This is a genomic window from Burkholderia sp. Z1, assembly GCF_014893795.1.
In the GTDB taxonomy this organism is placed as follows: Bacteria; Pseudomonadota; Gammaproteobacteria; order Burkholderiales; family Burkholderiaceae; genus Burkholderia; species Burkholderia theae.
This window is the reverse complement of the sequence record NZ_JACFYL010000001.1, coordinates 2,975,183-2,999,318: the sequence shown is the minus strand read 5'-3', so window position 1 is coordinate 2,999,318 and position 24,136 is coordinate 2,975,183. Positions and strand designations below refer to the sequence as shown.

Genomic DNA, 24,136 nt, shown 5'->3' with positions numbered 1-24,136 from the left:
GCATGGCGCTGCGTTGCGCCGTGCCGGCCGGCGTCAGGCCAGCTCGCGCAGCTTGTGCTTCAGCACCTTGCCCGTCGACGCGGCCGGCAGCGCATCGAGCACGCGAATTCGCGCAGGGCGTTTGTAAGGCGCGAGCCGCTCCGCGCACCATGCGTGCAACGCGGCTTCGTCCGTCGCCGCGCCGGGCACCAGCTCGACGAACGCGAGCACTTCCTCGTTGCCCTCGACCGCGCGGCCGATGACAGCCGCCTGCACGACGTCCGGATGCGCGTTCAGCACCTGTTCGACTTCGACCGGATACACGTTGAAGCCCGACCGGATGATCAGTTCCTTGCTGCGGCCCGCGATCGTCACCGCGCCGTCCGCCTCCTGCCGCGCGAGATCGCCGGTGCTCAGCCAGCCGTCCGGCGAGACGGCGGCGCGCGTCGCGTCCGCGTTGCGGTAGTAGCCGAGCATCACGTTCGGCCCGCGCACGCGGATCTCGCCGACTTCGCCCGGCGGCACGTCGGTGCCGTCCGGCGCGACGATCCGCATCTCCACGCCCGGAATCGGCACGCCGACCGAGCTGTCGGCGCGCGGCGCATCGAGCGGCGTCTGCGTGATCGTCGGGCTGCTTTCGGTCATCCCGTAGCCGTTGTGCAGCGGCACGCCGTACAGGTGCTCGACGCGCGCCTTCAGGTTCGCGTCGAGCGGCGAGCCGCCCGAATAGGCGAAGCGCAGGCGCGGCGCGTGCCATGCGTGGCCGTGCGTGTGCAGGTGTTCGAGCAGCTTCGCGTGCATCGCGGGCACGCCCTGGAAGATCGTGACGCCTTCGTCGGCGAGCGCGACGCGCACGGCTTCCGGCGAGAAGCGCGGGGCGAGCCGCAGCGTCGCGCCTGCGTACAGGCTGCCGAGGCAGACCGATGCGAGCCCGTACACGTGCGACACGGGCAGCACCGTGTAGACGACGTCGTCCGGCGACACGCGGCGCAGCGTGCTCGACGTCGCCGCGATGAACAGCAGGTTGCGGTGCGACAGCATCACGCCTTTCGGCGCGCCCGTCGTGCCGGTCGTATAGATCAGCGCCGCGCATTGTGCGGCGCCGTCGGCCGCCACCGCTTCGCACGGTGCGCTTGCGTCGACGTGATACGACCACGCGCCGATGTCGACCGGCAGCGCGCCGGCGGGCGTCGCGCCGTGCCGTGCCGCATGCGCGCGCGCGTCGGGCGAGGTGTCCGTCGCGAACGCGATCAGCTTCGGACGCGCGTGCGCGGCGATCGCGTCGAGTTCGCCGGCCGACAGCCGCGCGTTCGACACGAGCGCCCACGCGTCGAGGCGGGCGACCGCGAACAGCAGCACGATCTGCGCGACGCAGTTTTCCGCGACGATCATCACGCGGTCGCCGCCTTGCACGCCGACGCCCGCGAGCAGCGCGGCCGCCGCGTCGACGGCCCGCGACAGCTCGCCGTACGACAGGCGCCGCGCGTCCTCGATCAGCGCCGGGTGCGCGCTCGCCTGCGCGGCCCAGCGCGCGGGCACGTCGGCGATGCGGCTCGGCAGCGCGGCGAGCAGCGCATCGACGTCGAGCGGCTCGGAGGAACGGATGGACGAGGGCATGGCGTCTCCAGAAAAGGGGCGGGCGGCGGCGTGACGATGTTTGCGAACGATCGTGCCATGACGACGCGCGCGCCACAATCGGCCAATCGGGCAATAGCGCTTCGCGATGTCCGCAATGATGATGGGCGGGATCGTTGCGACGATGCCGCGGGCCGCCCGGCGGAAAACGGGCCGCGAGTATACCGCCGGCGCCGGCGCGCCATCGCGCGAGCGCCGGTCGTTCACCATTAGAATGCCGCCATGAGCAAATCCAGACACGTGTCCGAAACCCCCGCGACCCAGCTGTTGCGCCGCCACGGCGTCGCGTTCGGCGAGCATCCGTACGAATACGTCGAGCACGGCGGCACCGGCGAATCGGCGCGCCAGCTCGGCGTCGACGAGCACAGCGTCGTGAAGACGCTCGTGATGGAAGACGAACACGCGAAGCCGCTGATCGTGCTGATGCACGGCGACCGCACCGTGTCGACGAAGAACCTCGCGCGGCAGATCGGCGCGAAGCGCGTCGAGCCGTGCAAGCCCGACGTCGCGAACCGCCATTCGGGCTATCTCGTCGGCGGCACGTCGCCGTTCGGCACGCGCAAGACGATGCCCGTCTACGTCGAGGCGACGATCCTCGAACTGCCGACGATCTACCTGAACGGCGGGCGTCGCGGTTATCTCGTCAGCCTCGAGCCGGCGGTGCTCACGTCGCTGCTCGGCGCGCAGCCCGTGCAGTGCGCGAGCGTCGACTGAGGGTTTCACCTTCGTGGCAGGCCGTGCTCGTTCGGTAGAATGGGCGCCGTTTCGGCTTGCCGCACATAGCCTTCCCTTTACCGATACGTTGAAAGAAGAGTCCTCCGCATGCAGATCCTGCTCGCCGCCCTCGTTGCCTACCTGATCGGTTCGGTGTCGTTCGCCGTCGTCGTCAGCGGGGCGATGGGCCTGGCCGACCCGCGTTCGTACGGGTCGAAGAATCCCGGCGCGACCAACGTGCTGCGCAGCGGCAACAAAAAGGCCGCGATCCTGACGCTCGTCGGCGACGCGTTCAAGGGCTGGATCGCCGTCTGGCTCGCGCGGCACTTCGGCCTGCCCGACGTCGCGGTCGCATGGGTGGCGATCGCCGTGTTCCTCGGCCACCTGTATCCGGTGTTCTTCCGCTTCCAGGGCGGCAAGGGCGTCGCGACCGCGGCCGGCGTGCTGCTCGCCGTGCACCCGGTGCTCGGGCTCGCGACCGCGCTGACCTGGCTGATCGTCGCGTTCTTCTCCCGCTATTCGTCGCTCGCCGCGCTGGCGGCGGCCGTGTTCGCGCCGGTGTTCGACGTGTTCCTGTTCGGCACGGGCCACAACCCGGTTGCGTGGGCCGTGCTCGCGATGAGCGTGCTGCTCATCTGGCGTCACCGCGGCAATATTTCGAAGCTGCTCGCGGGGCAGGAGAGCCGGATCGGCGACAAGAAGAAGGCGGCCGCGGACGGCGGCGCGCAGGACGGCGGGAAAGCCTGACGCAGCGGCGGTTGCCGCGTGCCGGGCGCGCCGCGTGTGCGGGGCCCGGCGTGATGACGGATCGGTGGCCGATCAGTCGCGGAAGTTGTTGAAGTCGAGCGGCGTATCGGTCACATCCTTGCGCAGCATCGCGATCACGCTCTGCAGATCGTCGCGCTTCGTGCCCGCCACGCGCACGGCGTCGCCCTGGATGCTCGCCTGCACCTTGATCTTGCTGTCCTTCACGAGCCGCACGATCTTCTTCGCGAGATCGCCCGTCACGCCTTTCTTCACGGTGACGATCTGCTTGACCTTGTCGCCGCCGATCTTCTCGACCTTGCCGTAGTCGAGGAAGCGCACGTCGACGTTGCGCTTGGCCAGCTTGTTGATCAGCACGTCCTTGACCTGGCCGAGCTTGAAATCGTCGTCGGCGAACAGCGTCAGCTCGCGCTCCTTCTGCTCGACGCGCGCGTCGGAGCCCTTGAAGTCGAAGCGCGTCGAAATTTCCTTGTTCGACTGCTCGATGGCGTTCTTCACTTCGATCATGTTCGCTTCGGAAACGACGTCGAACGATGGCATGGTTTTCTCCCTTGAGATGCGGGCACCCGGCTCGCGCGCGGGCACTCGCTATAATTGCGGACTGTTTGCCATTTTACCGATGCCCCTCCGTTTGCCCAAGGCCGGCCATGCGCCGCTCGGGCGGACGTGACCGCGAATGCCGATGCCCCCTGACGATTCCGCCCTGTCGCTGCTTCCCGACCATCCGCTTGCCGCACACAACACGTTCGGCATCGCCGCGACGGCGCGCTTTGCCGCGCGCATCACGCACGCGTCGCAGTTCGAGGCGCTGCATCGCGACGCGCGCGTCGCGAGCCTGCCGCGGCTCGTGCTCGGCGGCGGCAGCAATGTCGTGTTCACGCGCGATTTCGACGGTGTCGTGCTGCTCGACGAGATCGCGGGCCGCCGCGTCGTGCGCGAGGACGACGACGCGTGGTACGTCGAGGCCGGCGGCGGCGAGAACTGGCACGCATTCGTCGCGTGGACGCTCGAGCACGGGATGCCGGGCCTCGAGAACCTCGCGCTGATCCCGGGCACCGTCGGCGCCGCGCCGATCCAGAACATCGGCGCGTACGGCCTCGAGATGAAGGCGTATTTCGACTCGCTGGTCGCGGTCGAACTGGCGACGGGGCACAGCGAGCGCTTCGACGCCGCGCGCTGTGCGTTCGGCTATCGCGACAGTTTCTTCAAGCGGGAAGGGCGCGGCCGGTACGCGATCGTGTCCGTGACGTTCCGGTTGCCCAGGCAATGGACGCCGCGGCTCGGCTACGCGGACGTCACGCGCGAGCTCGACGCGCGCGGTATCGCGCCCGATGCGGCGACGCCGCGCGACGTGTTCGACGCGGTCGTCGCGATCCGCCGCGCGAAGCTGCCCGATCCGCTCGTGCTTGGCAACGCGGGCAGTTTTTTCAAGAATCCGGTGATCGATGCCGCGCAGTTCGATGCGCTGCGCACCCGCGCGCCCGAGGTCGTGTCGTATCCGCAGCCGGACGGGCAGGTCAAGCTTGCCGCCGGCTGGCTGATCGACCGCTGCGGCTGGAAGGGGCGTGCGCTGGGCGCGGCGGCCGTGCATGACCGCCAGGCGCTCGTGCTCGTCAATCGCGGCGGCGCGACCGGCGCCGACGTGCTCGCGCTCGCACAGGCGATCCAGCACGACGTGTTCGCGAAATTTGGCGTCGAGCTGGAGCCGGAGCCGGTCTGCCTGTAAGCCGGGCCAGGACACCCGCGTAACGGAACCGTGCCGGCTGTTGCCGGTTCCACACGGCGAATCGTCCGTTTTTCTCGAAGTACACCGTCATGTCCCGCATCGCGCCGCACCGCTCGGCGGCGATGCGCGCGTCGTTTCGTCCCGTCGCCCGTCCATCCACGCCGCCACGCCGCCGCTCCCATCATCCCCTTGACTCTCATTTAACCTTAAAGTTAAATGAGATCATGCATTCCACATCCGATCCCCTGTCCGCGGTGTTCGCTGCGCTGGCCGACCCTACCCGGCGCGCGATCCTGGTGCGGCTGGCCGAGGGCGCGGCGCCCGTCGGCGAACTGGCCCGGCCGTTCGACATGTCGGCGCCGGCGATTTCGAAGCACCTTCGCGTGCTGTCGGAGGCCGGGTTGATCGAGCGGGAAGTCAATGCGCGCTGGCGAATCTGCCGGTTGCGTGCGGACGGGATGCGCGATGCGCACGGGTGGCTCGAAGCCTATCGGCAATATTGGGAAGAGAGCCTCGATCGACTGACGGCGTTCGTCGAACAATCGTGCGCGGGCGGCACGGCCGGCGACGACGCCCCACCTCGGCGGGAGAAGTCATGAGTCAGGCAGCGACGTTTCATCTCGAATTGAACCGGTTCATCCGCGCGCCGCGCGAACGTGTTTTCGACGCGTTCACGAACGAAACCGCGCTGGCGACCTGGCATTGTCCGCGCGGGATGGGCGTGATCGAAGCAAGCGCCGACGCGCGGGTCGGCGGCAAGTACCGCATCGTGATGGGTGGGCGCGACGGTTCGCGCCACATCGCGGGCGGCGAATACCAGAAGGTCGATCGCGTCGACTTTCTGGCGTACACGTGGGCCTGGGAGGCCGGGGCGATGCCGGCCGACCTGAAGACGCTGATCGAGGTCACGTTCACCGACCAGGACGGCGGGACGCATCTGCACATGCGCCACAGCGGCTTTCCGAGCGAGGCCGAGCGCGATTCGCACATGGGCGGGTGGCAATCGGTGTTCAACCGGCTCAACGATCTGCTGGACCCGGAGGGCAGCGCGGGTACCGTCGTCGTGATCGGCGATCCGCGCAGCAGCTATTGCCGGACCGTGCGGATGGCGCTCGCGGAAAAGGGCGTCGCGTACACGTTGCAACCGCTGCCGCCGCATTCGCCGGAAGTGCTCGCGCATAACCCGTTCGGGCTCATCCCGGCATTCTGCGACGGTCCGATCGAGTTCTACGAAACGCGTGCGATCCTCGGCTATATCGACGAAGCGTTCGACGGCCCGAGCCTGCTGCCCCGGTGGGGCGCCACCGCGCATGCGCGCGGCGAGCAATGGATCAGCGTGATCAACTGCTATGCATACGACGCGATGGTGCGCCGCTACGTGCTGCAGTACGTGTTCCCGAAAGGCGAGAATGGCCAGCCTGATCGCGCGGTGATCGACGCGGCGCTGCCTGAAATCGACAAGCATCTGCAGGTGTTCGACGCCGCGTACGGCGGTCGCGATTACCTGGCCGGCAGCGAGTTGTCGATGGCGGATCTGTTCCTGGCGCCGATCCTGGCGTACGTGGGCATGTTCCCCGAAGGGGCGGAATTACTGCGGAAATACTCGAACGTCACGCGTGCGCAGGCGGTGATGCGTGAGCGGCCAAGCTTCGCCGCGACGCAGCCGGCGCCGGGCTGATGGGGGCATCGCCATGAGCGCGCCTGCCGCGCAGGTGGCGAGAAAATAAAAAGCGCCGGCTGTGCCGGCGCTTGTCGCTTGCGGCGAGGCCGCGCGTGTCAGTGCTTCAGCCGGCCGAGCAGCAGGAACTCCATCAGCGCCTTCTGCACGTGCAGGCGGTTTTCCGCCTCGTCCCACACGACGCTCTGCGGGCCGTCGATCACGCCGGCCGTCACTTCCTCGCCGCGGTGCGCGGGCAGGCAGTGCATGAACAGCGCGTCCGGGTTCGCGTGGCCCATCATTTCCTCATCGACGCACCAGTCGGCGAATGCCTGCTTGCGTGCCTCGTTCTCGGCCTCGAAGCCCATGCTCGTCCACACGTCAGTCGTCACGAGATCGGCACCCTTGCACGCTTCGTTCGGGTCGTCGCATACCTCGTAGAACGGCGCGCTGTCGGGCGCCACCAGCTTCATGTCGAGCGTGTAGCCGGGCGGCGTCGACAGGCGCAGCTTGAAGCCGAGGATCTGCGCGGCTTCGATCCACGTATAGAGCATGTTGTTCGCGTCGCCGACCCACGCGACGGTCTTGCCGGCGATCGGGCCGCGGTGCTCGTAGTACGTGAAGATGTCGGCGAGCACCTGGCACGGGTGGTATTCGTTGGTCAGGCCGTTGATCACCGGCACGCGGGAGTTGTCCGCGAAGCGCTGGATGATCTCCTGCTCGAACGTACGGATCATGATGATGTCGACCATCCGCGAGATCACCTGCGCGGAATCCTCGACCGGCTCGCCGCGGCCGAGCTGCGTGTCGCGGGTGCTCATGAACACGGCGTGGCCGCCGAGCTGGAAGATCCCGGCTTCGAACGACAGGCGCGTGCGCGTCGAGTTCTTCTCGAAGATCATCGCGAGCGTGCGGTCGTGCAGCGGGTGATAGGTCTCGTAGTTCTTGAACTTGCGCTTCAGGATACCCGTGCGTTCGAGCACGTACTCGTAGTCTTCCAGCGAGAAATCCTTGAACTGCAGGTAGTGACGAATGGTTTTGGCGGTCATGAAGCGAGATACGGCGGGTTTCACCCGGCAGCGAGGCCGGACGGCGCCACCGTCGGGTGTGGATAACTCAAAGCAGCATAAAGGATTTTCCGTGCTTTGACGAGCCACGGAGAGAAACGGGGCGCGATCTCGTCGCGCCGTCGGCAGCACGGGAAGCGGGGCCTCGGAACGACGCGCGATGGCGCGCTGCGGTATAATCCAAAAGTTTTCTCCAGCCCGGCAGGCAAGCCTCATCGCGCTCTGCCGGACACAAGCCGTGCGCTGCACAAATCCGGTGCAGTACACCGGCGGCGCGCTCCGACGCCCCGTTTTCGGGATATCGGATGGCTTGTGCCGCCGTTCATTCCAGCTTTGTGTTCGCGTATCCAGGCGCCGTCGCCTGGGCATCGCCGGGCCGTCACTTGGGTAACCACATGGCTGAAACCCCTCCGACCGAATTTTTCATCCAGGGCATCACGAAAGACGGGAAAAAGTTTCGCCCGAGCGACTGGTCGGAACGTCTGGCCGGTGTGATGGCCTGCTTCGGGCCGGGGGCGAGCGGGCCGAATGCGCGTCTCAAGTATTCGCTGTACGTGCGCCCGACGATGCTCGGCGACCTGAAGTGCGTGATCCTCGATTCCCGGCTGCGCGACATCGAGCCGATGGCTTTCGATTTCGTGCTGAATTTCGCGAAGGACAACAACCTCGTCGTCACCGAGGCGTGTGAACTGCCGGACTACAGCGCGAAGAAATGATGCCGACGGGCGAGGGCGCCTGCTGCGCCCGCCCTGGCTGTCGTCGGCCGGCGAGATGTCCGGACGACAGACGACAAAAAAGCCCGCCTAGGCGGGCTTTTTTGCGATCGCAGGAAACAGGAGCGCCCGCGTGGGCGGGCGCACCGGAGTTACGCTGCTGCCTGCAGGCCCTTGACGGCTGCGGCCAGGCGGCTCTTGCTGCGAGCGGCCTTGTTCTTGTGAACGATCTTCTTGTCGGCGATCGTGTCGATCGTCTTCACGGCAGCCTTGAACAGATCGGCAGCCTTTGCGTGGTCGCCGGCTTCAACAGCCTTGCGAACCGACTTGATCGCGGTACGGAATTTCGAGCGCAGCGCCGAGTTGTGCGAGTTTGCCTTCGCGGCCTGGCGGGCGCGCTTGCGTGCTTGTGCGGAGTTAGCCATGACGGTTCCTTATCCTGTCCTGTTTCCAGAGCTTGGAGCCTGACGGCCAAGCGCTGCTTTTCGATCCGTCCCCTGAGAACGATTGCCCAGGGGCGCATAAAAAAACGGTGAGTTTAACCGAGGCCGGGACATGAAAACGGCAGTTGCCGTGCATGTACGAGCCCAGAAACCGGCGATTATAGCAACAAAATCAAGCGAGTGGCAAGCTTGAAGTGATTCCCGTCGGAAGGGACGCCGGCGGCGTGCGTGCTTTTCGGCTTCGGTCCGTGCCGGGCCACGCAACGTCCGTATAATAAGCGCCCCATGAATCTATTCCGAGCCCTGCTGACGGTCAGCGGCTTCACGCTGCTGTCGCGCGTGACCGGACTGGCCCGCGAGACGCTGATCGCCCGTGCGTTCGGTGCCAGTCAATACACCGACGCGTTCTACGTCGCCTTCCGTATCCCGAACCTGCTGCGCCGCCTGTCCGCCGAGGGCGCGTTCTCGCAGGCGTTCGTGCCGATCCTCGCCGAGTTCAAGAACCAGCAGGGGCACGATGCCACGAAGGCGCTCGTCGACGCGATGTCGACCGTGCTTGCGTGGGCGCTTGCCGTGCTGTCGGTCCTCGGGATCTTCGGCGCGTCGTGGGTCGTGTTCGCGGTCGCGTCCGGCCTGCACACCGACGGGCAGGCGTTCCCGCTCGCGGTCACGATGACGCGGATCATGTTCCCCTACATCGTGTTCATTTCGCTGACGACGCTCGCGTCCGGCGTGCTGAACACGTACAAGAGCTTCTCGCTGCCCGCGTTCGCGCCGGTGCTGCTCAACGTCGCGTTCATCGGCGCGGCCGTGTTCGTCGCGCCGCACCTGAAGGTGCCGGTATACGCGCTTGCGTGGGCCGTCATCGTCGGCGGCGTGCTGCAGTTCCTCGTGCAACTGCCGGGCCTGAAGAAGATCGACATGGTGCCGCTGATCGGCCTGAACCCGCTGCGCGCGCTGCGTCACCCCGGCGTGAAGCGCGTGCTCGCGAAGATGGTGCCCGCGACGTTCGCGGTGTCGGTCGCGCAGCTGTCGCTGATCATCAACACCAACATCGCGTCGCGGCTCGGGCAGGGCGCCGTGTCGTGGATCAACTACGCCGACCGCCTGATGGAATTTCCGACGGCGCTGCTCGGCGTCGCGCTTGGCACGATCCTGCTGCCGAGCCTGTCGAAGGCGCACGTCGACGCCGATTCGCACGAGTATTCGGCGCTGCTCGACTGGGGGCTGCGCGTCACGTTCCTGCTCGCGGCGCCGAGCGCGCTCGCGTTGTTCTTCTTCGCGACGCCGCTCACCGCGACCCTGTTCAACTACGGCAAGTTCGACGCGCATACCGTCACGATGGTCGCGCGCGCGCTCGCGACCTACGGGATCGGCCTCGTCGGCATCATCCTGATCAAGATCCTCGCGCCGGGCTTCTATGCGAAGCAGGACATCAAGACGCCCGTGAAGATCGCGATCGGCGTGCTGATCGTCACGCAGATCTCGAACTACGTGTTCGTGCCGCTGATCGGCCACGCGGGCCTCACGCTGAGCATCGGCGTCGGCGCGTGCCTGAACTCGCTGCTGCTGTTCATCGGGCTGCGCAAGCGCGGCATCTACCAGCCGTCGCCGGGCTGGCTGCGCTTCTTCGTGCAGCTGATCGGTGCGACGCTCGTGCTCGCGGGCCTGATGCACTGGTTCTCGATCGCCTTCGACTGGACCGGGATGCGCGCGCAGCCGCTCGATCGCATCGCGCTGATGGCCGCGTGCCTCGTGCTGTTCGCTGCACTATATTTCGGTATGTTGTGGGTGATGGGCTTCAAATACGCTTACTTCAGAAGGCGCGCCAAGTGACGACCGCTATGACCCGCGTCCTCGACTACTTCAGCACGCTCGTGGCGGACGACGACAGCCTGCCCGTCACGGAAACCGCGCTGTCGCTGGCGCAGGACGCGTATCCCGACCTCGACCTGCAGGGCACGCTGGCCGAACTCGACATGCTGGCGGCACGGCTGAGCCGGCGGCTCGCCGACGATGCGGACCTGAAGGGCCGTGTCGCCGCGCTGAACGACTTCTTCTTCCGCGAGCTGGGCTTCGCGTGCAATCACAACGACTACTACGACCCCGATAACAGCCACCTGAACGCGGTGCTGAAGCGGCGGCGCGGGATCCCGATCTCGCTGTCGGTGCTGTATCTGGAGCTCGCCGAACAGATCGGCGTGCCGGCGCGCGGCGTGTCGTTCCCCGGTCACTTCCTGCTGCGCGTGACGCTGCCGGACGGTGACCTGATCATTGATCCGACCAATGGCCATTCGCTGTCCGAAGCCGAGATGGTCGAGATGCTCGAGCCGTACGTCGCACGCGCGGCCGGTGCGGTCGACAGCGCGTTGCGCGCGCTGCTGCAGCCCGCGACGAGCCGCGAGATCATTGCGCGGATGCTGCGCAACCTGAAGACGATCTATCTGCAGACGGAACGCTGGCAGCGGCTGCTCGCGGTGCAGCAGCGCCTCGTGATCCTGTTGCCCGAGCAGCTCGACGAGGTGCGCGATCGCGGTTTCGCGTATGCGCGGCTCGACTACCTGCGCCCCGCGCTCGAGGATCTCGAGCAGTATCTCGGCGAGCGGCCGGATGCGGACGACGCGACCGTCGTCGAGTCGCAGGTCACCGAACTGCGGCAGCGGATGCAGCGCGACGGCGAGGACTGAGCCGGCGCGCGACTGCCGGAGCCTCGAATCAAAAACGCCCGCATCGCGGGCGTTTTTTCATCGGCGCTTACTTCGGCTGCATCCGGATCGCGCCGTCGAGGCGGATCACCTCGCCGTTGAGCATCGGATTCTCGACGATCTGCCGCACCAGCATCGCGTATTCGGCCGGTTTGCCGAGCCGCGGCGGGAACGGCACCATCGCGCCGAGCGCGTCCTGCACGTCCTGCGGCATGCCGAGCAGCATCGGCGTTTCGAACAGGCCGGGCGCGATCGTCATCACGCGGATGCCGCTGCGCGACAGGTCGCGCGCGATCGGCAGCGTCATGCCCGCGACACCGGCCTTCGAGGCCGCGTACGCGGCCTGGCCGATCTGCCCGTCGAACGCGGCGACCGACGCGGTGCTGACGATCACGCCGCGCTCGCCTTCCGCCGTCGGTGCGGTTGCGGCCATCGCGGCGGCCGCGAGCCGGATCATGTTGAACGTGCCGACGAGGTTCACGTTGATCGTTTTCGCGAACACGTCGAGCGGATGCGCGCCGTCCTTGCCGACCGTTTTCGCGGCGGGCGCGATGCCCGCGCAGTTCACGAGGCCGCGCAGCGTGCCCGCACGCGTCGCCGCGTCGACGGCCGCCTGCGCGTCGGCCTCGCTCGAGACGTCGCAGCGCACGAACTCACCGCCCAGCTCGGTCGCGAGCGCGACGCCCGCCGCTTCGTTCAGGTCGGCGAGCACGACCTTGCCGCCTGCCTGCGCGAGCATCCGGGCCGTTCCGGCGCCGAGGCCCGATGCACCACCCGTGATCAGAAAGACGTTGCCGCGAATCTCCATGACTGCCTCCTTTGTCGACCGCCCTTAGCGCTTTAGCGCTTAGGGAGGTCCCATGCAAAGCGTCGACCGCCCTTAGCGCTTTAGCGCTTAGGGAGGGAGTCGACCGCCCTTAGCGCTTAGGGAGGTCCCATGCAAAGCGTCGACCGCCCTTAGCGCTTTAGCGCTTAGGGAGGTCCCATGCAAAGCGTCGACCGCCCTTAGCGCTTTAGCGCTTAGGGAGGTCCCATGCAAAGCGTCGACCGCCCTTAGCGCTTTAGCGCTTAGGGAGGTCCCATGCAAAGCGGTGGTTCCGTTCGATGCCGGGCACACCCGTTCGACCGATTGTACGGGGCGCCGTCGCGCGGCCGAAAAAAAGCCGCCCGGAAAGGGCGGCTTGCGGATGCGCGATGCGCTGCTTACTTCAGCGCGTCAAACGCGCGCTCGCGGATTTCCTCGACGCTGCCGAGGCCCGAGATCTTGCGATACTGCGGGGCCTTCAGGCCGTTTTCCTCGCCGCGCTGCGCCCAGTCGCCGTAGTACTTGATCAGCGGCTTGGTCTGCGCTTCGTACACTTCGAGACGCTTCTTGACGGTTTCTTCCTTGTCGTCGTCGCGCTGGATCAGCGGTTCGCCCGTCACGTCGTCCTGGCCCTCGACCTTCGGCGGGTTGAACTTGACGTGGTACGTGCGGCCCGATGCCGGGTGCGTGCGGCGGCCGCTCATGCGCTCGATGATTTCCGAGAACGGGACGTCGATCTCGAGCACGTAGTCGATCGCGACGCCGGCTTCCTTCATCGCGTCAGCCTGCGCGATCGTGCGCGGGAAGCCGTCGAACAGGTAGCCGTTCGCGCAATCGGATTCCTTCAGGCGCTCCTTGACGAGGCCGATGATCAGGTCATCCGTCACGAGCTTGCCTTCATCCATGAAGCGCTTCGCTTCGATGCCGAGCGGCGTGCCGGCCTTCACGGCCGCGCGCAGCATGTCGCCCGTCGAGATTTGCGGGATGCCGAACTTTTCCTTGATGAAGTTTGCCTGGGTGCCCTTTCCCGCGCCGGGTGCACCCAACAGGATCAAACGCATGGTGATATCTCCAAGTATGTAGATTCGTGTGGCGAGCTTCGAAGGCGTCGGCGACAGTGTGCGCGGGGCTTGCCTGGCGCGCGGCGGGCTGGTCTGATGCGGCGCGTCGGCTTTGGCGACGCGCGGCTGCCGGCAGGGCCGCGGGCGGGGTCAAGCGAGAACGCGCTGGTCACGGACGGCTCGCACAATCGCCTGATTATGCCACGGGTTATTTTGAACCCGGCTGAAAAAGGGCCTGCACGCGCGCGAGATCGGCCGGCGTGTCGATTCCGGCTTCGGGCGCTTGCTCGGTGATCAGCACTGCGATGCGCTCGCCATGCCAGATCGCGCGCAGCTGTTCGAGTTGCTCGGCCTGTTCGATCGGCGCCTGCGCGAGCGTCGGATACGTGCGCAGGAAACGCGCGCGATACGCATAGAGGCCGATGTGCCGGTAGACCGGAAACGCAGGGGCCGGCATGGCCGCGACGTCGGGCCAGTGCGGCTGGTACGCGTCGCGGCTCCACGGAATCGGCGCGCGCGAGAAGTACAGCGCGACGCTCTGCGCGTCGAGCGCGACCTTCACGACGTTCGGGTTGAACACGTCGGCCGCGGCGTGAATCGGGTGGGCGGCGGTCGCGATCGCGCACGCCGGATGCGCGGCCAGGTGCGACGCTACGTCGCGCACCAGCACGGGGTCGATCAGCGGCTCGTCGCCCTGTACGTTGACGACGACGGTGTCGTCGCTCCACCCGAACGTCGCCGCGACTTCCGCGAGCCGGTCGGTGCCGGACGGATGGTCGGCGCGCGTCAGCACCGCTTCGAAACCGTGATCGCGCGCAGCGTCGAGCACGCTCTGCGCGTCGGACGCGACCAGCACCTGCTGCGCGCCCGCTTCGCGCGCGCGCTCGGCGACGCGTACGACCATCGGCTTGCCGCCGAGATCGGCGAGCGGCTTGTTCGGGAGCCGCGTCGACGCGAGCCGGGCGGGAATGACGGCGATGAAGGGTTGCGGGTGAGTCATCGGGGGAGCGGTGAGAAGGTCGGGGCGGGCGGCGCGTCGGGAGCCGGCGCCCGGCGGGGTTCGGCGAGCCGGCCGCGGGTGGGCCGCGGCCGGGGCGTCGTCGGGCGGCTTAGCGGCCGGCCGGGTCGACCGGCGTGCCTTCGACGGTCTGGCGTGCTTCGTCGACGAGCATCACGGGGATGCCGTCGCGGATCGGGTACGCGAGCTTGTCCGCGTTGCAGATCAGCTCCTGCGCGGCACGGTCATAGTGGAGCGGGCCTTTGCAGATAGGGCACACAAGGATTTCAAGCAGGCGAGCGTCCACGGAGTTTCTCCACAACGAGGGCAATGAGGCGAGGGTCGAGCGCGGCTTCGACGGGGACCACCCACAGTCGAGCGTCGCGCCAGGAAGCGCCCAATTTTACTGCATCCTTCTCGGTGATCAGGATCGCGTCGACGGCGTCGTCGACGAACGGATTGTCGGCGAACGCGTAGTGGTCGGGCAGCGCACGGGTTGCCGGCGCGAGACCGGCCGCGCGCAGCGTCGCGAAGAAGCGTTCCGGCGCGCCGATGCCGGCCGCCGCGAGCACGCGTTCGTGCGCGAACTGCGACAGCGGGCGGCGCAGCGCGGGCTGGTCGAGGTGCCACGCGGCGCCCGGCGTGAGCGCGAGCGAGTAGGTGTCGGGCCATGGCGGCAGCGCGCCGCTGTACGGATCGTTGACGAGCGTCGCGTCGCGGTGCCGCGACAGCGGCTCGCGCAGCGGCCCGGCCGGCAGCAGGAAGCCGTTGCCGCCGAGCCGGTGGTCGAACACGACGAGCTCGACCGTGCGTGCGAGGCGGTAGTGCTGGAGGCCGTCGTCGCTGACGATCACGTCGACGTCCGGATGCGCGGCGCGCAGCGCCTGCGCGGCCGCGACGCGATCGGGGCATACCCAGACGGGCGCGCCGGTGCGGCGCGCGATCAGCAGCGGTTCGTCGCCGGCCGCGCTCGCGCGCGACGCGGGTGTGACGGCGGTCGGCACCGTCACGTTCGCGCCGTAGCCGCGCGACACGACACCCGGCGTGAAGCCGGCCGCGCGCAACGCGTCGACGAGCGCGATCACGGTCGGCGTCTTGCCGGTGCCGCCGACGGTCACGTTGCCGACCACGACGACGGGCACACCGACGTCGACCGGCTTTTTCCAGCCCTGCGCATACGCGGTGCGCCGCAGCGCCGCGCACAGGCCGAACACGCACGCGAACGGCGTGAGCGCCCACGCGAGCGCGCCGCGCCGCTGCCATTCGCGTGTCAGGCGCGCTTCGAGCCGGGCGAGCGGGCCGCCGGGCGCGCTCATCGGGCCGGGCGCGGCGCGTGGTGCGCCGCGGCGTGGGACGGATTCGTCAAGGCGGATTCTCCGTTGGGCGGCGCATGCCGCGGGGTCTGCGGAAGGCGGCACTCTAGCGCGCCGCAGGCGGACGCGGCAAGCGCGACCGGCCGACGCAGCCTGCGGGGCCGGATCGCGGCGGCCTGTGGACAACTCTGTGAAAAACTCCCCGGTCGATCGCCTCAAACGCCCGCCGGGCGGGCCTCGAATCGGATGTGAATGATTTCGAAAGGTTTAAAAATCTATAAAAATCAATGTGTTATGACGAATTGTCTGGATTTTTAGGCGGTTTCAAAGCGTTTGAGCCGGATCGTTGCCAGAATGTGGACACCTTCCGCGCGTCGCGGCGAATGCGGCCGGCGCTGGACGTCGCGCGCGTGTCGGACTATCGTGTCGCCGCCAGCATTCATCCGACCGCCCATGCCTTCCGACTCTCCTTTTTCCGCACCCGGCGCGACGCGCGGCGGTGACGAAGTGATTCCCGTTTCGGCGCTCAATCGCGCGATTTCGACGATGCTCGAGCGTTCGTTTCCGCTGCTGTGGATATCGGGCGAAGTGTCGAATTTCACGCGTGCCGCGAGCGGCCACTGGTATTTCTCGATCAAGGACCAGCAGGCGCAGATGCGCTGCGTGATGTTCCGCGGCCGTGCGCAATACGCGGAATTTACGCCGCGCGAAGGCGACCGGATCGAGGTGCGCGCGGTCGTCACGATGTACGAGCCGCGCGGCGAAGTGCAGCTCAACGTCGAGGCCGTGCGGCGCACCGGGCAGGGGCGCCTGTACGAGGCGTTCCTGCGGCTGAAGGCGCAACTCGAGGGCGAGGGGCTCTTCGCGCCCGAGCGCAAGCGGCCGCTGCCGGCCCACCCGCGCGCGATCGGCATCGTCACGTCGCTGCAGGCCGCCGCGCTGCGCGACGTGCTGACCACGCTCGCGCGCCGCGCGCCGCATATTCCGGTGATCGTCTATCCGGCGCCCGTGCAGGGCGCCGGTTCCGCCGAAAAGCTCGTCGCGGCCGTCCAGGCCGCGAATGCGCGGCGCGAGGTCGACGTGCTGCTGGTCTGCCGCGGCGGCGGTTCGATCGAGGATCTGTGGTCGTTCAACGACGAAGCGCTGGCGCGCGCGATCGCGGCGAGCGAGCTGCCGGTCGTCAGCGGCGTCGGGCACGAAACCGATTTCACGATCGCGGATTTCGCGGCCGACCTGCGCGCGCCCACGCCGACCGGCGCGGCCGAACTCGCGAGCCCGCAGCGCGCGCTGCTGCTGCGCGAGGTCGACGAGCGTCAGCGTGCGCTCGCGCGCGGCATCGAACGCATGCTCGAACAGCGCGCGCAGCAGCTCGACTGGCTCGCGCGCCGGCTCGTGAGCCCGGCCGAGCGGCTGCAGCGGCAGCGCACGCATGTCGAGCAGCTCGCGGTGCGGCTCGCGTCGGCGGCCTCGCGGCCGGTGCGCGACGCGCGCGCGCGGTTTGCGCTCGCGCAGTTGCGCTGGCAGCGCGCGCGGCCCGATCCGTCGCAGGCGCGCCAGGCGCTCGCGGGGCTGTCGCAGCGTCTCGCGGTTGCGTTGCAGCGCCGTCACGAACGCGACACGGCACGTGTGTCAGCCTGTGCGGCACGGCTCGAGGTGCTGAGCCCGCAGCGCACGCTCGAACGCGGTTATGCGGCGCTCATCGACGCGCAGACCGGCCGCGCGGTGCGCGCGCCGAGCGCGCTGAAGCCGCAGCGCCGCCTGACCGTGCATCTGGCCGAAGGCTCGGCCGACGTGTCGCTCGCCGACGTGCAGCCGCGCTTGACCGATACGATCTGAGCGGGCCGGCGTAAGCGAAACGCAGGTCCCGCAGCGCACGCGCGACGCACGGGAACGGATGCCGCGCATCGTCGGTTCGTCCGGCCGGACGATGCGCAAACATCGCTTTTCCGCATACCGCGGATAAATGGCCCGTGAGTTTGCGGGGTTATTCGTCCTCGCCTACAATCGGACGCTCGGCAGCATTCAACACAAGCCCCCCTACATACTCAACGAAGGAATCGCCATGGCTCATACGCTCCCGCCGCTCCCGTACGCTGAAGACGCACTCGCGCCGACCATCTCGCTCGAGACGATCCAGTACCACTACGGCAAGCATCATCAGGCTTATGTGACGAACCTGAACAATCTGATCCCGGGCACGGAATTCGAGAACCTGTCGCTGGAAGAGATCGTCAAGAAGTCGTCGGGCGGCATCTTCAACAACGCCGCGCAAATCTGGAACCACACGTTCTTCTGGAACAGCCTGTCGCCGAACGGCGGCGGCGCACCGACGGGCGCGCTGGGCGACGCGATCAACGCGAAGTGGGGCTCGTACGACGCATTCAAGGAAGCGTTCACGAAGGCTGCGGTCGGCACGTTCGGTTCGGGCTGGGCATGGCTCGTGAAGAAGGCGGACGGTTCGCTCGACATCGTGTCGACGAGCAACGCCGCCACGCCGCTGACGACCGCCGACAAGGCGCTGCTGACGATCGACGTGTGGGAACACGCGTACTACATCGACTACCGCAACGCACGTCCGAAGTTCGTCGAAGCGTTCTGGAACATCGTGAACTGGGACTTCGCAGCGAAGAACTTCGCGTAAGGTCCGGCACCTGCGCGCCGCCATGGCGCGCGGTACCCAGAAAAAGCCCTCGAAACGAGGGCTTTTTTGTTTTTGTCCGGCACGATCGTGGCGTTCCTGCCGGATCAGGCGACCAGGCCGAGCACCCAGCCGAGCGTCGCGCTCGCGATCACGACGGCCCACGGTGGCACGCGCCAGAACGACAGCGCGACGAACGCGACGAGCGCCGCGGCCAGGTCGCGCGGCGACATGATCGTGTCGGTCCAGACCGGGTGATAGAGCGCGGCGAGCAGCAGCCCGACGACGGCCGCGTTCACGCCCGCGAGCGCAGCCTGCATGCGTGTGCTTCCGCGCAGGCGTTCCCAGAACGGCGCCGTACCGGCAACGAGCAGGAACGACGGCGCGAAGATCGAGACGAGCGCGATCGTGCCGCCGAGCCAGCCGTTCGGCGCGTCGCGCAGCGAAGCGCCGAGGAATGCCGCGAACGTGAACAGCGGCCCCGGTACGGCCTGTGCGAGCCCGTAACCGGCGAGGAACGCCGAATCGTCGACCCAGCCGGGCGCGACCACGGCCGCCTGCAGCAGCGGCAGCACCACGTGCCCGCCGCCGAACACGAGCGCGCCCGTGCGGAAGAACGCCTCGACGACGGCGAGCGTATCCGAGCGGAGCGCACGGGCCGCGAACGGCAGCGCGACGAGCAGCGTCGCGAACAGCGCAAGCCACAACACGCCCGCACGGCGCGACACGTGCAGCGGCAACGGATCGTGGGCGTCGCGTGCCGGTTGCGGCAGCAGCACGAAGCCGACCGCACCGGCCGTGCCGATCACCGCGACCTGTGTCCATGAGGCCGGCGCAAGCAGCGCGACGCACGCCGCCGCGGCCATCAGCGTGACGCGGCGCGCATCCGGGCACAGCGTGCGCGCCATGCCCCAGACCGCTTGCGCGATCACGGCGACCGACACGATGCGCAGCCCGTGCAGCGCGCCGGCTTCGATCGGTGCGCCTGTCGCATGAACGCCGAGCGCGAACAGGATCATCAGCAGCGCCGACGGCATCGTGAAGCCGAGCCACGCGGCGAGCATCCCTGCATAGCCGGCGCGCGCGAGCCCGATCGCCATTCCGACCTGACTGCTCGCAGGCCCCGGCAGAAACTGGCATAACCCGACGAGATCCGCATACGTGCGTTCGGTGAGCCAGCCGCGCCGCGTGACGAATTCGGCGCGAAAGTAGCCGAGATGCGCGACCGGGCCGCCGAACGACGTGAGGCCGAGCCGCAGGAACGCGACGAACACGGGCCAGGGGTCACGGGAGGGGGCGGGGAGGGTCGACGTGTTCAAGACGGCGTGCGGGATGGACGGAACGAGCCGCCACGATAGCGCAACGCGGCGACGGCGGGGGTGTCTCGGTGCGGCCGCTGCGTGGCGTTCAGTGCGAACCGTCGCCCAGCCCGCTCGCGCGGCGCAGCGCGTCGACGTCGACGAGCTCGATTTCCCCGACATGCAAGCGCACGACGCCGTCGGCCTGCAGTGCCTTCAGCAACTGGTTGGTGGTCTGCCGCGTCAGCGACAGCATCGACGCGAGGGTTTCCTGCGACAGCCGGACGCGCGTGCGCCCGGCGCTGATGCCGCCGTAGCCGTCGGCGATCATCAGCAGGCGGGCGGCGAGCCGCTGCGCGGCCGGCATCACGCTCATCGCTTCGACGGTCAGGAAGCTCAGGCGCAGCTTTTGCGCCATCAGCAGCGCGAATTGCCGCCAGTGTTGCGGCGTCGCGTCGAGAATCGCAAGCAGCGCGGCCTGCGGAACGTGCAGCAGCAGCGCATCGTCGAGCGCGATCGCGTCGTGCGTGCGCGGCTGGCCGTCGAACAGCGCGATCTCGCCGAACCAGGTGACCGGCTCGGCCACCGTCAGCAGCGCTTCCTTGCCCTGCGGGTCGACCGCACCTATCGTGAGTGAACCGGCCAGTACCGCGTACAGCCCGCACGGCGGGTCGCCGCGCCGGAACAGCGCGTGGCCGGCCGGCAGGCGGCGCAGCGCCGCACCGGCGAGCAGGTCCGCGCGCAACGCGGGCGGCAGCGCGGCGAACCACGGGTTCGCTTCGATCTGCGGCAGGTAGGGGGCGAGCGACGAGGGCATGGGCACGCGATGTCGGGTAGCTGACAGAGGTTCTCGGACGTGACGCGCATCATAGCGCTCAACGACCGACCAGGAGACGCCATGAAGACGCTCGAAGACCACCTTTCCCAGTATGCGGCCTACCATCGCGACGCGCGCAACATCGCGACGCATCTGGTCGGGATCCCGATGATCGTGTTCGCGGTCGAGGTGCTGCTGTCGCGGCCGGCGATCGGGATGCTGGCCGGCGTCGCGCTGTCGCCGGCGCTGCTGCTTGCCGTCGCGTTCGCGGCGTTCTACCTGCGTCTCGACCTGCGGTTCGGGATCGTGATGACCGCGCTGTTCGCGCTCGGCCTGTGGGCCGCGCAGGCGCTCGCATTGCTGCCGACCGCGCAATGGCTCGCGATCGGCATCGGCGCGTTCGTCGTTGGCTGGATCGTGCAGTTCGTCGGGCACTGGTTCGAAGGGCGCAAGCCTGCGTTCGTCGACGACCTGGTCGGCCTGATGGTCGGGCCGCTGTTCGTCGTCGCCGAAGTCGCGTTCTTCGCGGGGCTGCGCGGCGACGTGCGCCGCGAAGTCGAGCGGCGGGCCGGCCCCGTGCACGGCGGCGCGCACTCGCATGTCTGACGCGCCGGTCTGCGTGTTCGGCGCGGGCGCCGTCGGTTGTTATCTCGGCGGCCGGCTCGCGGCGGCCGGCGCGAACGTCACGCTCGTCGGCCGCGCGCGGATTGGCGACGCGATTCATTTGCACGGGCTCACGCTGACCGACCAGCGCGGCTATCGTGCGACGCTCGCGCCGGCCGATGTTGCGTTCTCGACCGATCCGGCGGCCGCGGCTACCGCGCGGCTCGTGCTCGTCGCGGTGAAGTCGGCCGCGACGCGCGATGCCGCGGCGCAGCTCGCCGGCGTGCTGCGGCCCGGCACGGTCGTCATCAGTTTCCAGAACGGCCTGCACAACGCCGACGTGCTGCGCGACGCGCTGCCGCAAGCGACCGTGCTGGCCGGCATGGTGCCGTTCAACGTGATCGAGCGCGAGCCCGGCGCATTCCACCAGGGTTCGGCCGGTGCGCTCGCGGCCGACGCGTCGCCCGCGCTGCAACCGTTCGCCGGCGCATTCGCGCGCGCCGGGCTGCCGCTCGCGCTGCATCGCGACATGCCGGCCGTGCAGTGGGCGAAGCTGCTGCTCAACCTGAACAACGCGGTCAATGCGCTCGCGAACCTGCCGCTGCGCGACGAACTCGCGCAACGCGCGTACCGGCGCTGCGTCGCGCTCGCGCAGCGCGAAGCGCTGCACTGGCTGGCGCATGCCGCGATCCGGCCCGCGCGGCTGACGCCGTTGCCGGCCGCGTGGATCCCGGCCGTGCTCGAGCTTCCCGATGCCGCGTTTCGCTTGCTTGGCGGCCGGATGCTCGCGATCGATCCGCTCGCGCGTTCGTCGATGTCCGACGATCTCGCGGCGCGCCGTGCGACGGAAGTCGAGTGGATCAACGGCGAGGTCGTGCGGCTGGCCGCACGCTTCGGTGCGCAGGCGCCCGTCAATGCGCGGCTGTGCGCGCTAGTCCACGACGCGGAAAGCGCCGCGGCGCGCCCGGCCTGGCGCGGCGATGCGCTGTGGGCCGAGTTGACTGCGCAGACGCCGCGCACGGGCGACGTGCGGGCCGCATAGCGGCGGGATTGACTCGCCGTCGCGCGGGTCGGGCGGCGCGACGTCACTTCAGCCGCGCAACGGCTAAGATGCGAGGTGCGCCATACGACGCCTATGCGGAGCAATCACCATGGTGGATCGCCCGACTCTCGACGCCTACGATGCCCATGCCGCGCAATACGCGCAGGACTGGCTCGACCAGGCCGCACCCGACGACATGTACGCGCTGCTCGAACAGCATTTCTCGCCCGGACCGACCGCCGACGTCGGCTGCGGAGCGGGGCGCGACACGGCGTGGCTCGCTTCGCGCGGCTTCGACGTGCGCGGCTACGACGCGAGCGCCGCGCTGCTCGACGAGGCGCGGCGGCACCATCCGGACCTGACTTTCGAACTGGCCGCGCTGCCGGCGCTGGCCGGCGTGCCGTCCGGCGCGTTTCGCAACGTGCTGTGCGAAACGGTCGTCATGCACCTCGAACAGGCTGACGCGTCGGCCGCCGCCGCGCGGCTGGCCGATCTGCTGATGCCGGGCGGCACGTTGTACCTGAGCTGGCGGGTGGCCGGAAACGGCGTGTTGCGCGACGAGCGCGGCCGCCTCTATACGCCGCTTGACTCGGCGCGGATGCATGCGGCGCTCGGCGCCGGCATGCGCGTGATCGACGAGCATGAGGTCGTCAGCGCTTCGTCCGGCAAGCGCGTGCACCGGCTGATCGTGCGCAAGGTGGCCGGCGCCGCGTGAATGCGGCGCGCCGGCGCGTTCATTCGCGGTTGAGCGCCGCTTCCCAGTTGATGTCGACGCAGAGTACCTGCATGCCGGTCGCGACGGGTGCCGCGATCGACGCGGTCACGCACAGGTGCGCCTCGTTGATCGACAGGTAGGGCGACGTCAGGTGCACGCGGCCCGGCGCGCGCATCGCGTCGATGAAGTACGGGCGGCGCTCCCAGCTCGCCCCCTCGGAATGCAGCAGCGGCCGGAAGCGCTTGGCGCGCTGCGAGACGCTGCCGCGTGCCAGCACGTTGTCGCCGATCTGGCGGCCCGACGCGTCGAGCAGGAAGCAGCGCGCGGTTTCGGGCAGCCCGAGCACGGCGGCGGCCGCATCGGTGAGCGGCGCGCCTGCGCTGAGCTTCTGGCTCGCTTCCTCGAGCGCGGCGACGTACGGCGCGAGCCGTTCGGCCTGGGTGCGCTCGCGCTGCGCGACGCGCAGCCGCAGCGCGGCCGACAGCGTATCCATGCAGCCCGCGGCGGCCTGCGGCTGCACGGGGTCGACGCTCGGCCCCGCGAAATACTGGCCCTGCACGAAGTCGACGTCGCACTCGAGCGCGATCAACGCATCGCGCTCGGTCGCGAGCCCGCCCATCAGCACGAGCTGGCCGGATTCGTGCAGCAGCGACACGAGTCCCGGCAGCACGCGTTCAAGATGCGAGTGCTCACTCGCTTGTGCGAGGATGCCGCGATCGAGCGTGACGATGTCGGGATGCAGGTGCCACACGCGGTCGATGTTCGAATGTTTCGCGCCGAAGCCGACGAGCGCGATCAGGAAACCGGCCTTGCGCAGCCCGTCGACGATCGCCGCGTAGCGCGGCGTCTCGCCCCCCGCCTGTTCCGGCACCTCGAGCACCACGCGGTGCGGCGGCAGCCCGAGCGCCTTCAGGTTCGCGAGCAGCGCGTCGCCGTAGACGGTATCCATCAGCGCGGCCGGATGCAGGCTCAGGAAGAGCCATTCGTCGTGGCTGTCGAACGCATGGAAGTTGCCGAGATGCAGCGATTCGGCGAGCCGGCCGAGCTCGAGCAGGTCGCCGCGCCGTGCCGCCTGCGTGAACACCTCGTGCGAGGCCACCTGGCGGCTTTCCTCGTCGTGCGCGCGCAGCGATGCGTGATAGCCGATCGCGCGGCGGTGCGACACGGAAAAAACGGGCTGGAACACGCTGAACACCGTGTAGCTGCCGTACAGCACGGTGCGCCGGTTCCCGTCGTCGCCGGCGACGGGGCGGGGCGGCTGAAAGCCGGGGGGATCGATGTCGATCATGCTCATGATGTCGGCCGAAGGAAGACTGCCAGTTTACCTAGAGAATAGGCGAGCAAGAAGCATGCACGACATCGTGCCCCGTGCGGCAGCCCGTCGCGGCCGCCACGCGGCGCACGGCGGGTGCATCGCAGGGGCCTGTTGCACCGTCATGGTGC

Annotated in this window: 26 protein-coding genes; 14 read left to right on the top strand and 12 right to left on the bottom strand. The window is 68.5% G+C overall.

Annotation, left to right across the window (positions count from 1 at the left end; genetic code table 11):
* Window positions 1–33 precede the first annotated feature (33 nt).
* A complete protein-coding gene (locus tag H3H55_RS13940) occupies window positions 34–1,596 on the bottom strand; it encodes a class I adenylate-forming enzyme family protein (protein ID WP_193098921.1) in 1,563 nt (520 codons plus the stop codon).
* 240 nt (window positions 1,597–1,836) lie between these two features.
* Here H3H55_RS13940 and ybaK point away from each other — a divergent pair, with 240 nt between their 5' ends.
* Together ybaK and plsY are read left to right on the top strand one after the other, a co-directional pair.
* Window positions 1,837–2,328, top strand: coding sequence for a Cys-tRNA(Pro) deacylase (ybaK, locus tag H3H55_RS13935; protein WP_048245167.1), 492 nt, complete (start codon window positions 1,837–1,839; stop codon window positions 2,326–2,328).
* A 108-nt stretch (window positions 2,329–2,436) separates the two neighbouring features.
* Window positions 2,437–3,075: a glycerol-3-phosphate 1-O-acyltransferase PlsY gene (gene plsY / locus H3H55_RS13930; protein ID WP_048245165.1), complete on the top strand. Its 639-nt coding sequence runs from the start codon at window positions 2,437–2,439 to the stop codon at window positions 3,073–3,075.
* 72 nt (window positions 3,076–3,147) lie between these two features.
* On the opposite strand, the gene H3H55_RS13925 is transcribed toward plsY, so the two are convergent.
* Window positions 3,148–3,633 carry a YajQ family cyclic di-GMP-binding protein gene (locus H3H55_RS13925; protein WP_006762345.1) on the bottom strand — a complete coding sequence of 162 codons (486 nt, stop codon included), beginning with the start codon at window positions 3,631–3,633 and terminating at the stop codon, window positions 3,148–3,150.
* A 136-nt stretch (window positions 3,634–3,769) separates the two neighbouring features.
* On the opposite strand from H3H55_RS13925, the gene murB reads away from it, so the two are divergent.
* The 3 genes from murB to H3H55_RS13910 all read left to right on the top strand — a co-directional run bounded on the left by murB (window position 3,770) and on the right by H3H55_RS13910 (window position 6,497).
* Window positions 3,770–4,819, top strand: coding sequence for a UDP-N-acetylmuramate dehydrogenase (gene murB, locus H3H55_RS13920; RefSeq protein WP_193098920.1), 1,050 nt, complete (start codon window positions 3,770–3,772; stop codon window positions 4,817–4,819).
* A gap of 224 nt (window positions 4,820–5,043) precedes the next feature.
* A complete protein-coding gene (locus H3H55_RS13915; RefSeq protein ID WP_048245161.1) occupies window positions 5,044–5,418 on the top strand; it encodes an ArsR/SmtB family transcription factor in 375 nt (124 codons plus the stop codon).
* Window positions 5,415–6,497, top strand: a complete 1,083-nt coding sequence (locus H3H55_RS13910) for an SRPBCC domain-containing protein (RefSeq protein WP_193098919.1) — start codon at window positions 5,415–5,417, stop codon at window positions 6,495–6,497. The genes H3H55_RS13915 and H3H55_RS13910 overlap by 4 nt, the downstream gene beginning before the upstream one ends.
* 98 nt (window positions 6,498–6,595) lie before the next feature.
* On the opposite strand, the gene argF is transcribed toward H3H55_RS13910, so the two are convergent.
* Entirely contained in the window at window positions 6,596–7,525 is a 930-nt protein-coding gene (gene argF / locus H3H55_RS13905) for an ornithine carbamoyltransferase (protein WP_193098918.1), read from the bottom strand.
* A gap of 413 nt (window positions 7,526–7,938) precedes the next feature.
* Here argF and H3H55_RS13900 point away from each other — a divergent pair, with 413 nt between their 5' ends.
* Window positions 7,939–8,259: a DUF3579 domain-containing protein gene (locus tag H3H55_RS13900; RefSeq protein WP_048245154.1), complete on the top strand. Its 321-nt coding sequence runs from the start codon at window positions 7,939–7,941 to the stop codon at window positions 8,257–8,259.
* A gap of 149 nt (window positions 8,260–8,408) precedes the next feature.
* Here the strand turns inward: H3H55_RS13900 and rpsT are convergent, their stop codons facing one another.
* The gene (rpsT, locus tag H3H55_RS13895) at window positions 8,409–8,681 is read right to left on the bottom strand and encodes a 30S ribosomal protein S20 (protein ID WP_047898858.1); all 273 of its coding nucleotides are present in this window, start codon (window positions 8,679–8,681) and stop codon (window positions 8,409–8,411) included.
* Between the two features lie 246 nt (window positions 8,682–8,927).
* On the opposite strand from rpsT, the gene murJ reads away from it, so the two are divergent.
* Together murJ and H3H55_RS13885 are read left to right on the top strand one after the other, a co-directional pair.
* The gene (murJ, locus tag H3H55_RS13890; RefSeq protein WP_319022278.1) at window positions 8,928–10,535 is read left to right on the top strand and encodes a murein biosynthesis integral membrane protein MurJ; all 1,608 of its coding nucleotides are present in this window, start codon (window positions 8,928–8,930) and stop codon (window positions 10,533–10,535) included.
* Between the two features lie 8 nt (window positions 10,536–10,543).
* Window positions 10,544–11,386, top strand: coding sequence for a SirB1 family protein (locus tag H3H55_RS13885; protein ID WP_129512814.1), 843 nt, complete (start codon window positions 10,544–10,546; stop codon window positions 11,384–11,386).
* Window positions 11,387–11,453: 67 nt separating this feature from the next.
* Here the strand turns inward: H3H55_RS13885 and H3H55_RS13880 are convergent, their stop codons facing one another.
* From H3H55_RS13880 to lpxK, 5 genes are all read right to left on the bottom strand, one after another.
* Window positions 11,454–12,212 carry an SDR family NAD(P)-dependent oxidoreductase gene (locus H3H55_RS13880; RefSeq protein WP_193098917.1) on the bottom strand — a complete coding sequence of 253 codons (759 nt, stop codon included), beginning with the start codon at window positions 12,210–12,212 and terminating at the stop codon, window positions 11,454–11,456.
* Between the two features lie 395 nt (window positions 12,213–12,607).
* Window positions 12,608–13,270, bottom strand: a complete 663-nt coding sequence (gene adk / locus H3H55_RS13875; RefSeq protein WP_193098916.1) for an adenylate kinase — start codon at window positions 13,268–13,270, stop codon at window positions 12,608–12,610.
* 208 nt (window positions 13,271–13,478) lie between these two features.
* A complete protein-coding gene (gene kdsB / locus H3H55_RS13870; RefSeq protein ID WP_048245146.1) occupies window positions 13,479–14,270 on the bottom strand; it encodes a 3-deoxy-manno-octulosonate cytidylyltransferase in 792 nt (263 codons plus the stop codon).
* Window positions 14,271–14,379: 109 nt separating this feature from the next.
* On the bottom strand, window positions 14,380–14,574 hold the full coding sequence (locus H3H55_RS13865) for a Trm112 family protein (protein ID WP_010090898.1): 195 nt from the start codon (window positions 14,572–14,574) through the stop codon (window positions 14,380–14,382).
* Window positions 14,555–15,583 carry a tetraacyldisaccharide 4'-kinase gene (gene lpxK, locus H3H55_RS13860; RefSeq protein ID WP_193098915.1) on the bottom strand — a complete coding sequence of 343 codons (1,029 nt, stop codon included), beginning with the start codon at window positions 15,581–15,583 and terminating at the stop codon, window positions 14,555–14,557. The genes H3H55_RS13865 and lpxK overlap by 20 nt, the downstream gene beginning before the upstream one ends.
* A 284-nt stretch (window positions 15,584–15,867) precedes the next feature.
* Here lpxK and H3H55_RS13855 point away from each other — a divergent pair, with 284 nt between their 5' ends.
* The 3 genes from H3H55_RS13855 to sodB all read left to right on the top strand — a co-directional run bounded on the left by H3H55_RS13855 (window position 15,868) and on the right by sodB (window position 18,221).
* Window positions 15,868–16,083, top strand: coding sequence for a hypothetical protein (locus tag H3H55_RS13855; RefSeq protein ID WP_193099509.1), 216 nt, complete (start codon window positions 15,868–15,870; stop codon window positions 16,081–16,083).
* Window positions 16,034–17,416, top strand: a complete 1,383-nt coding sequence (xseA, locus tag H3H55_RS13850) for an exodeoxyribonuclease VII large subunit (protein WP_129512809.1) — start codon at window positions 16,034–16,036, stop codon at window positions 17,414–17,416. Before H3H55_RS13855 ends, xseA begins: the two co-directional genes overlap by 50 nt.
* A 226-nt stretch (window positions 17,417–17,642) precedes the next feature.
* On the top strand, window positions 17,643–18,221 hold the full coding sequence (gene sodB / locus H3H55_RS13845; RefSeq protein WP_011352986.1) for a superoxide dismutase [Fe]: 579 nt from the start codon (window positions 17,643–17,645) through the stop codon (window positions 18,219–18,221).
* A 104-nt stretch (window positions 18,222–18,325) separates the two neighbouring features.
* Here the strand turns inward: sodB and chrA are convergent, their stop codons facing one another.
* Window positions 18,326–19,537 (bottom strand): chromate efflux transporter, encoded by a 1,212-nt coding sequence (gene chrA, locus H3H55_RS13840; RefSeq protein ID WP_193098914.1) that lies wholly within the window; start codon window positions 19,535–19,537, stop codon window positions 18,326–18,328.
* Window positions 19,538–19,625: 88 nt separating this feature from the next.
* On the bottom strand, window positions 19,626–20,333 hold the full coding sequence (locus tag H3H55_RS13835; RefSeq protein WP_193098913.1) for a Crp/Fnr family transcriptional regulator: 708 nt from the start codon (window positions 20,331–20,333) through the stop codon (window positions 19,626–19,628).
* 81 nt (window positions 20,334–20,414) lie between these two features.
* Between H3H55_RS13835 and H3H55_RS13830 the strand changes: the two genes are divergently transcribed.
* From H3H55_RS13830 to H3H55_RS13820, 3 genes are all read left to right on the top strand, one after another.
* Window positions 20,415–20,939 carry a DUF962 domain-containing protein gene (locus tag H3H55_RS13830; protein ID WP_048245135.1) on the top strand — a complete coding sequence of 175 codons (525 nt, stop codon included), beginning with the start codon at window positions 20,415–20,417 and terminating at the stop codon, window positions 20,937–20,939.
* On the top strand, window positions 20,932–21,978 hold the full coding sequence (locus H3H55_RS13825; RefSeq protein WP_193098912.1) for a 2-dehydropantoate 2-reductase: 1,047 nt from the start codon (window positions 20,932–20,934) through the stop codon (window positions 21,976–21,978). The genes H3H55_RS13830 and H3H55_RS13825 overlap by 8 nt, the downstream gene beginning before the upstream one ends.
* Before the next feature lie 109 nt (window positions 21,979–22,087).
* A complete protein-coding gene (locus tag H3H55_RS13820; RefSeq protein ID WP_193098911.1) occupies window positions 22,088–22,693 on the top strand; it encodes a class I SAM-dependent methyltransferase in 606 nt (201 codons plus the stop codon).
* 19 nt (window positions 22,694–22,712) lie between these two features.
* On the opposite strand, the gene H3H55_RS13815 is transcribed toward H3H55_RS13820, so the two are convergent.
* A complete protein-coding gene (locus tag H3H55_RS13815; protein ID WP_129512804.1) occupies window positions 22,713–23,987 on the bottom strand; it encodes an EAL domain-containing protein in 1,275 nt (424 codons plus the stop codon).
* Window positions 23,988–24,136 lie beyond the last annotated feature (149 nt).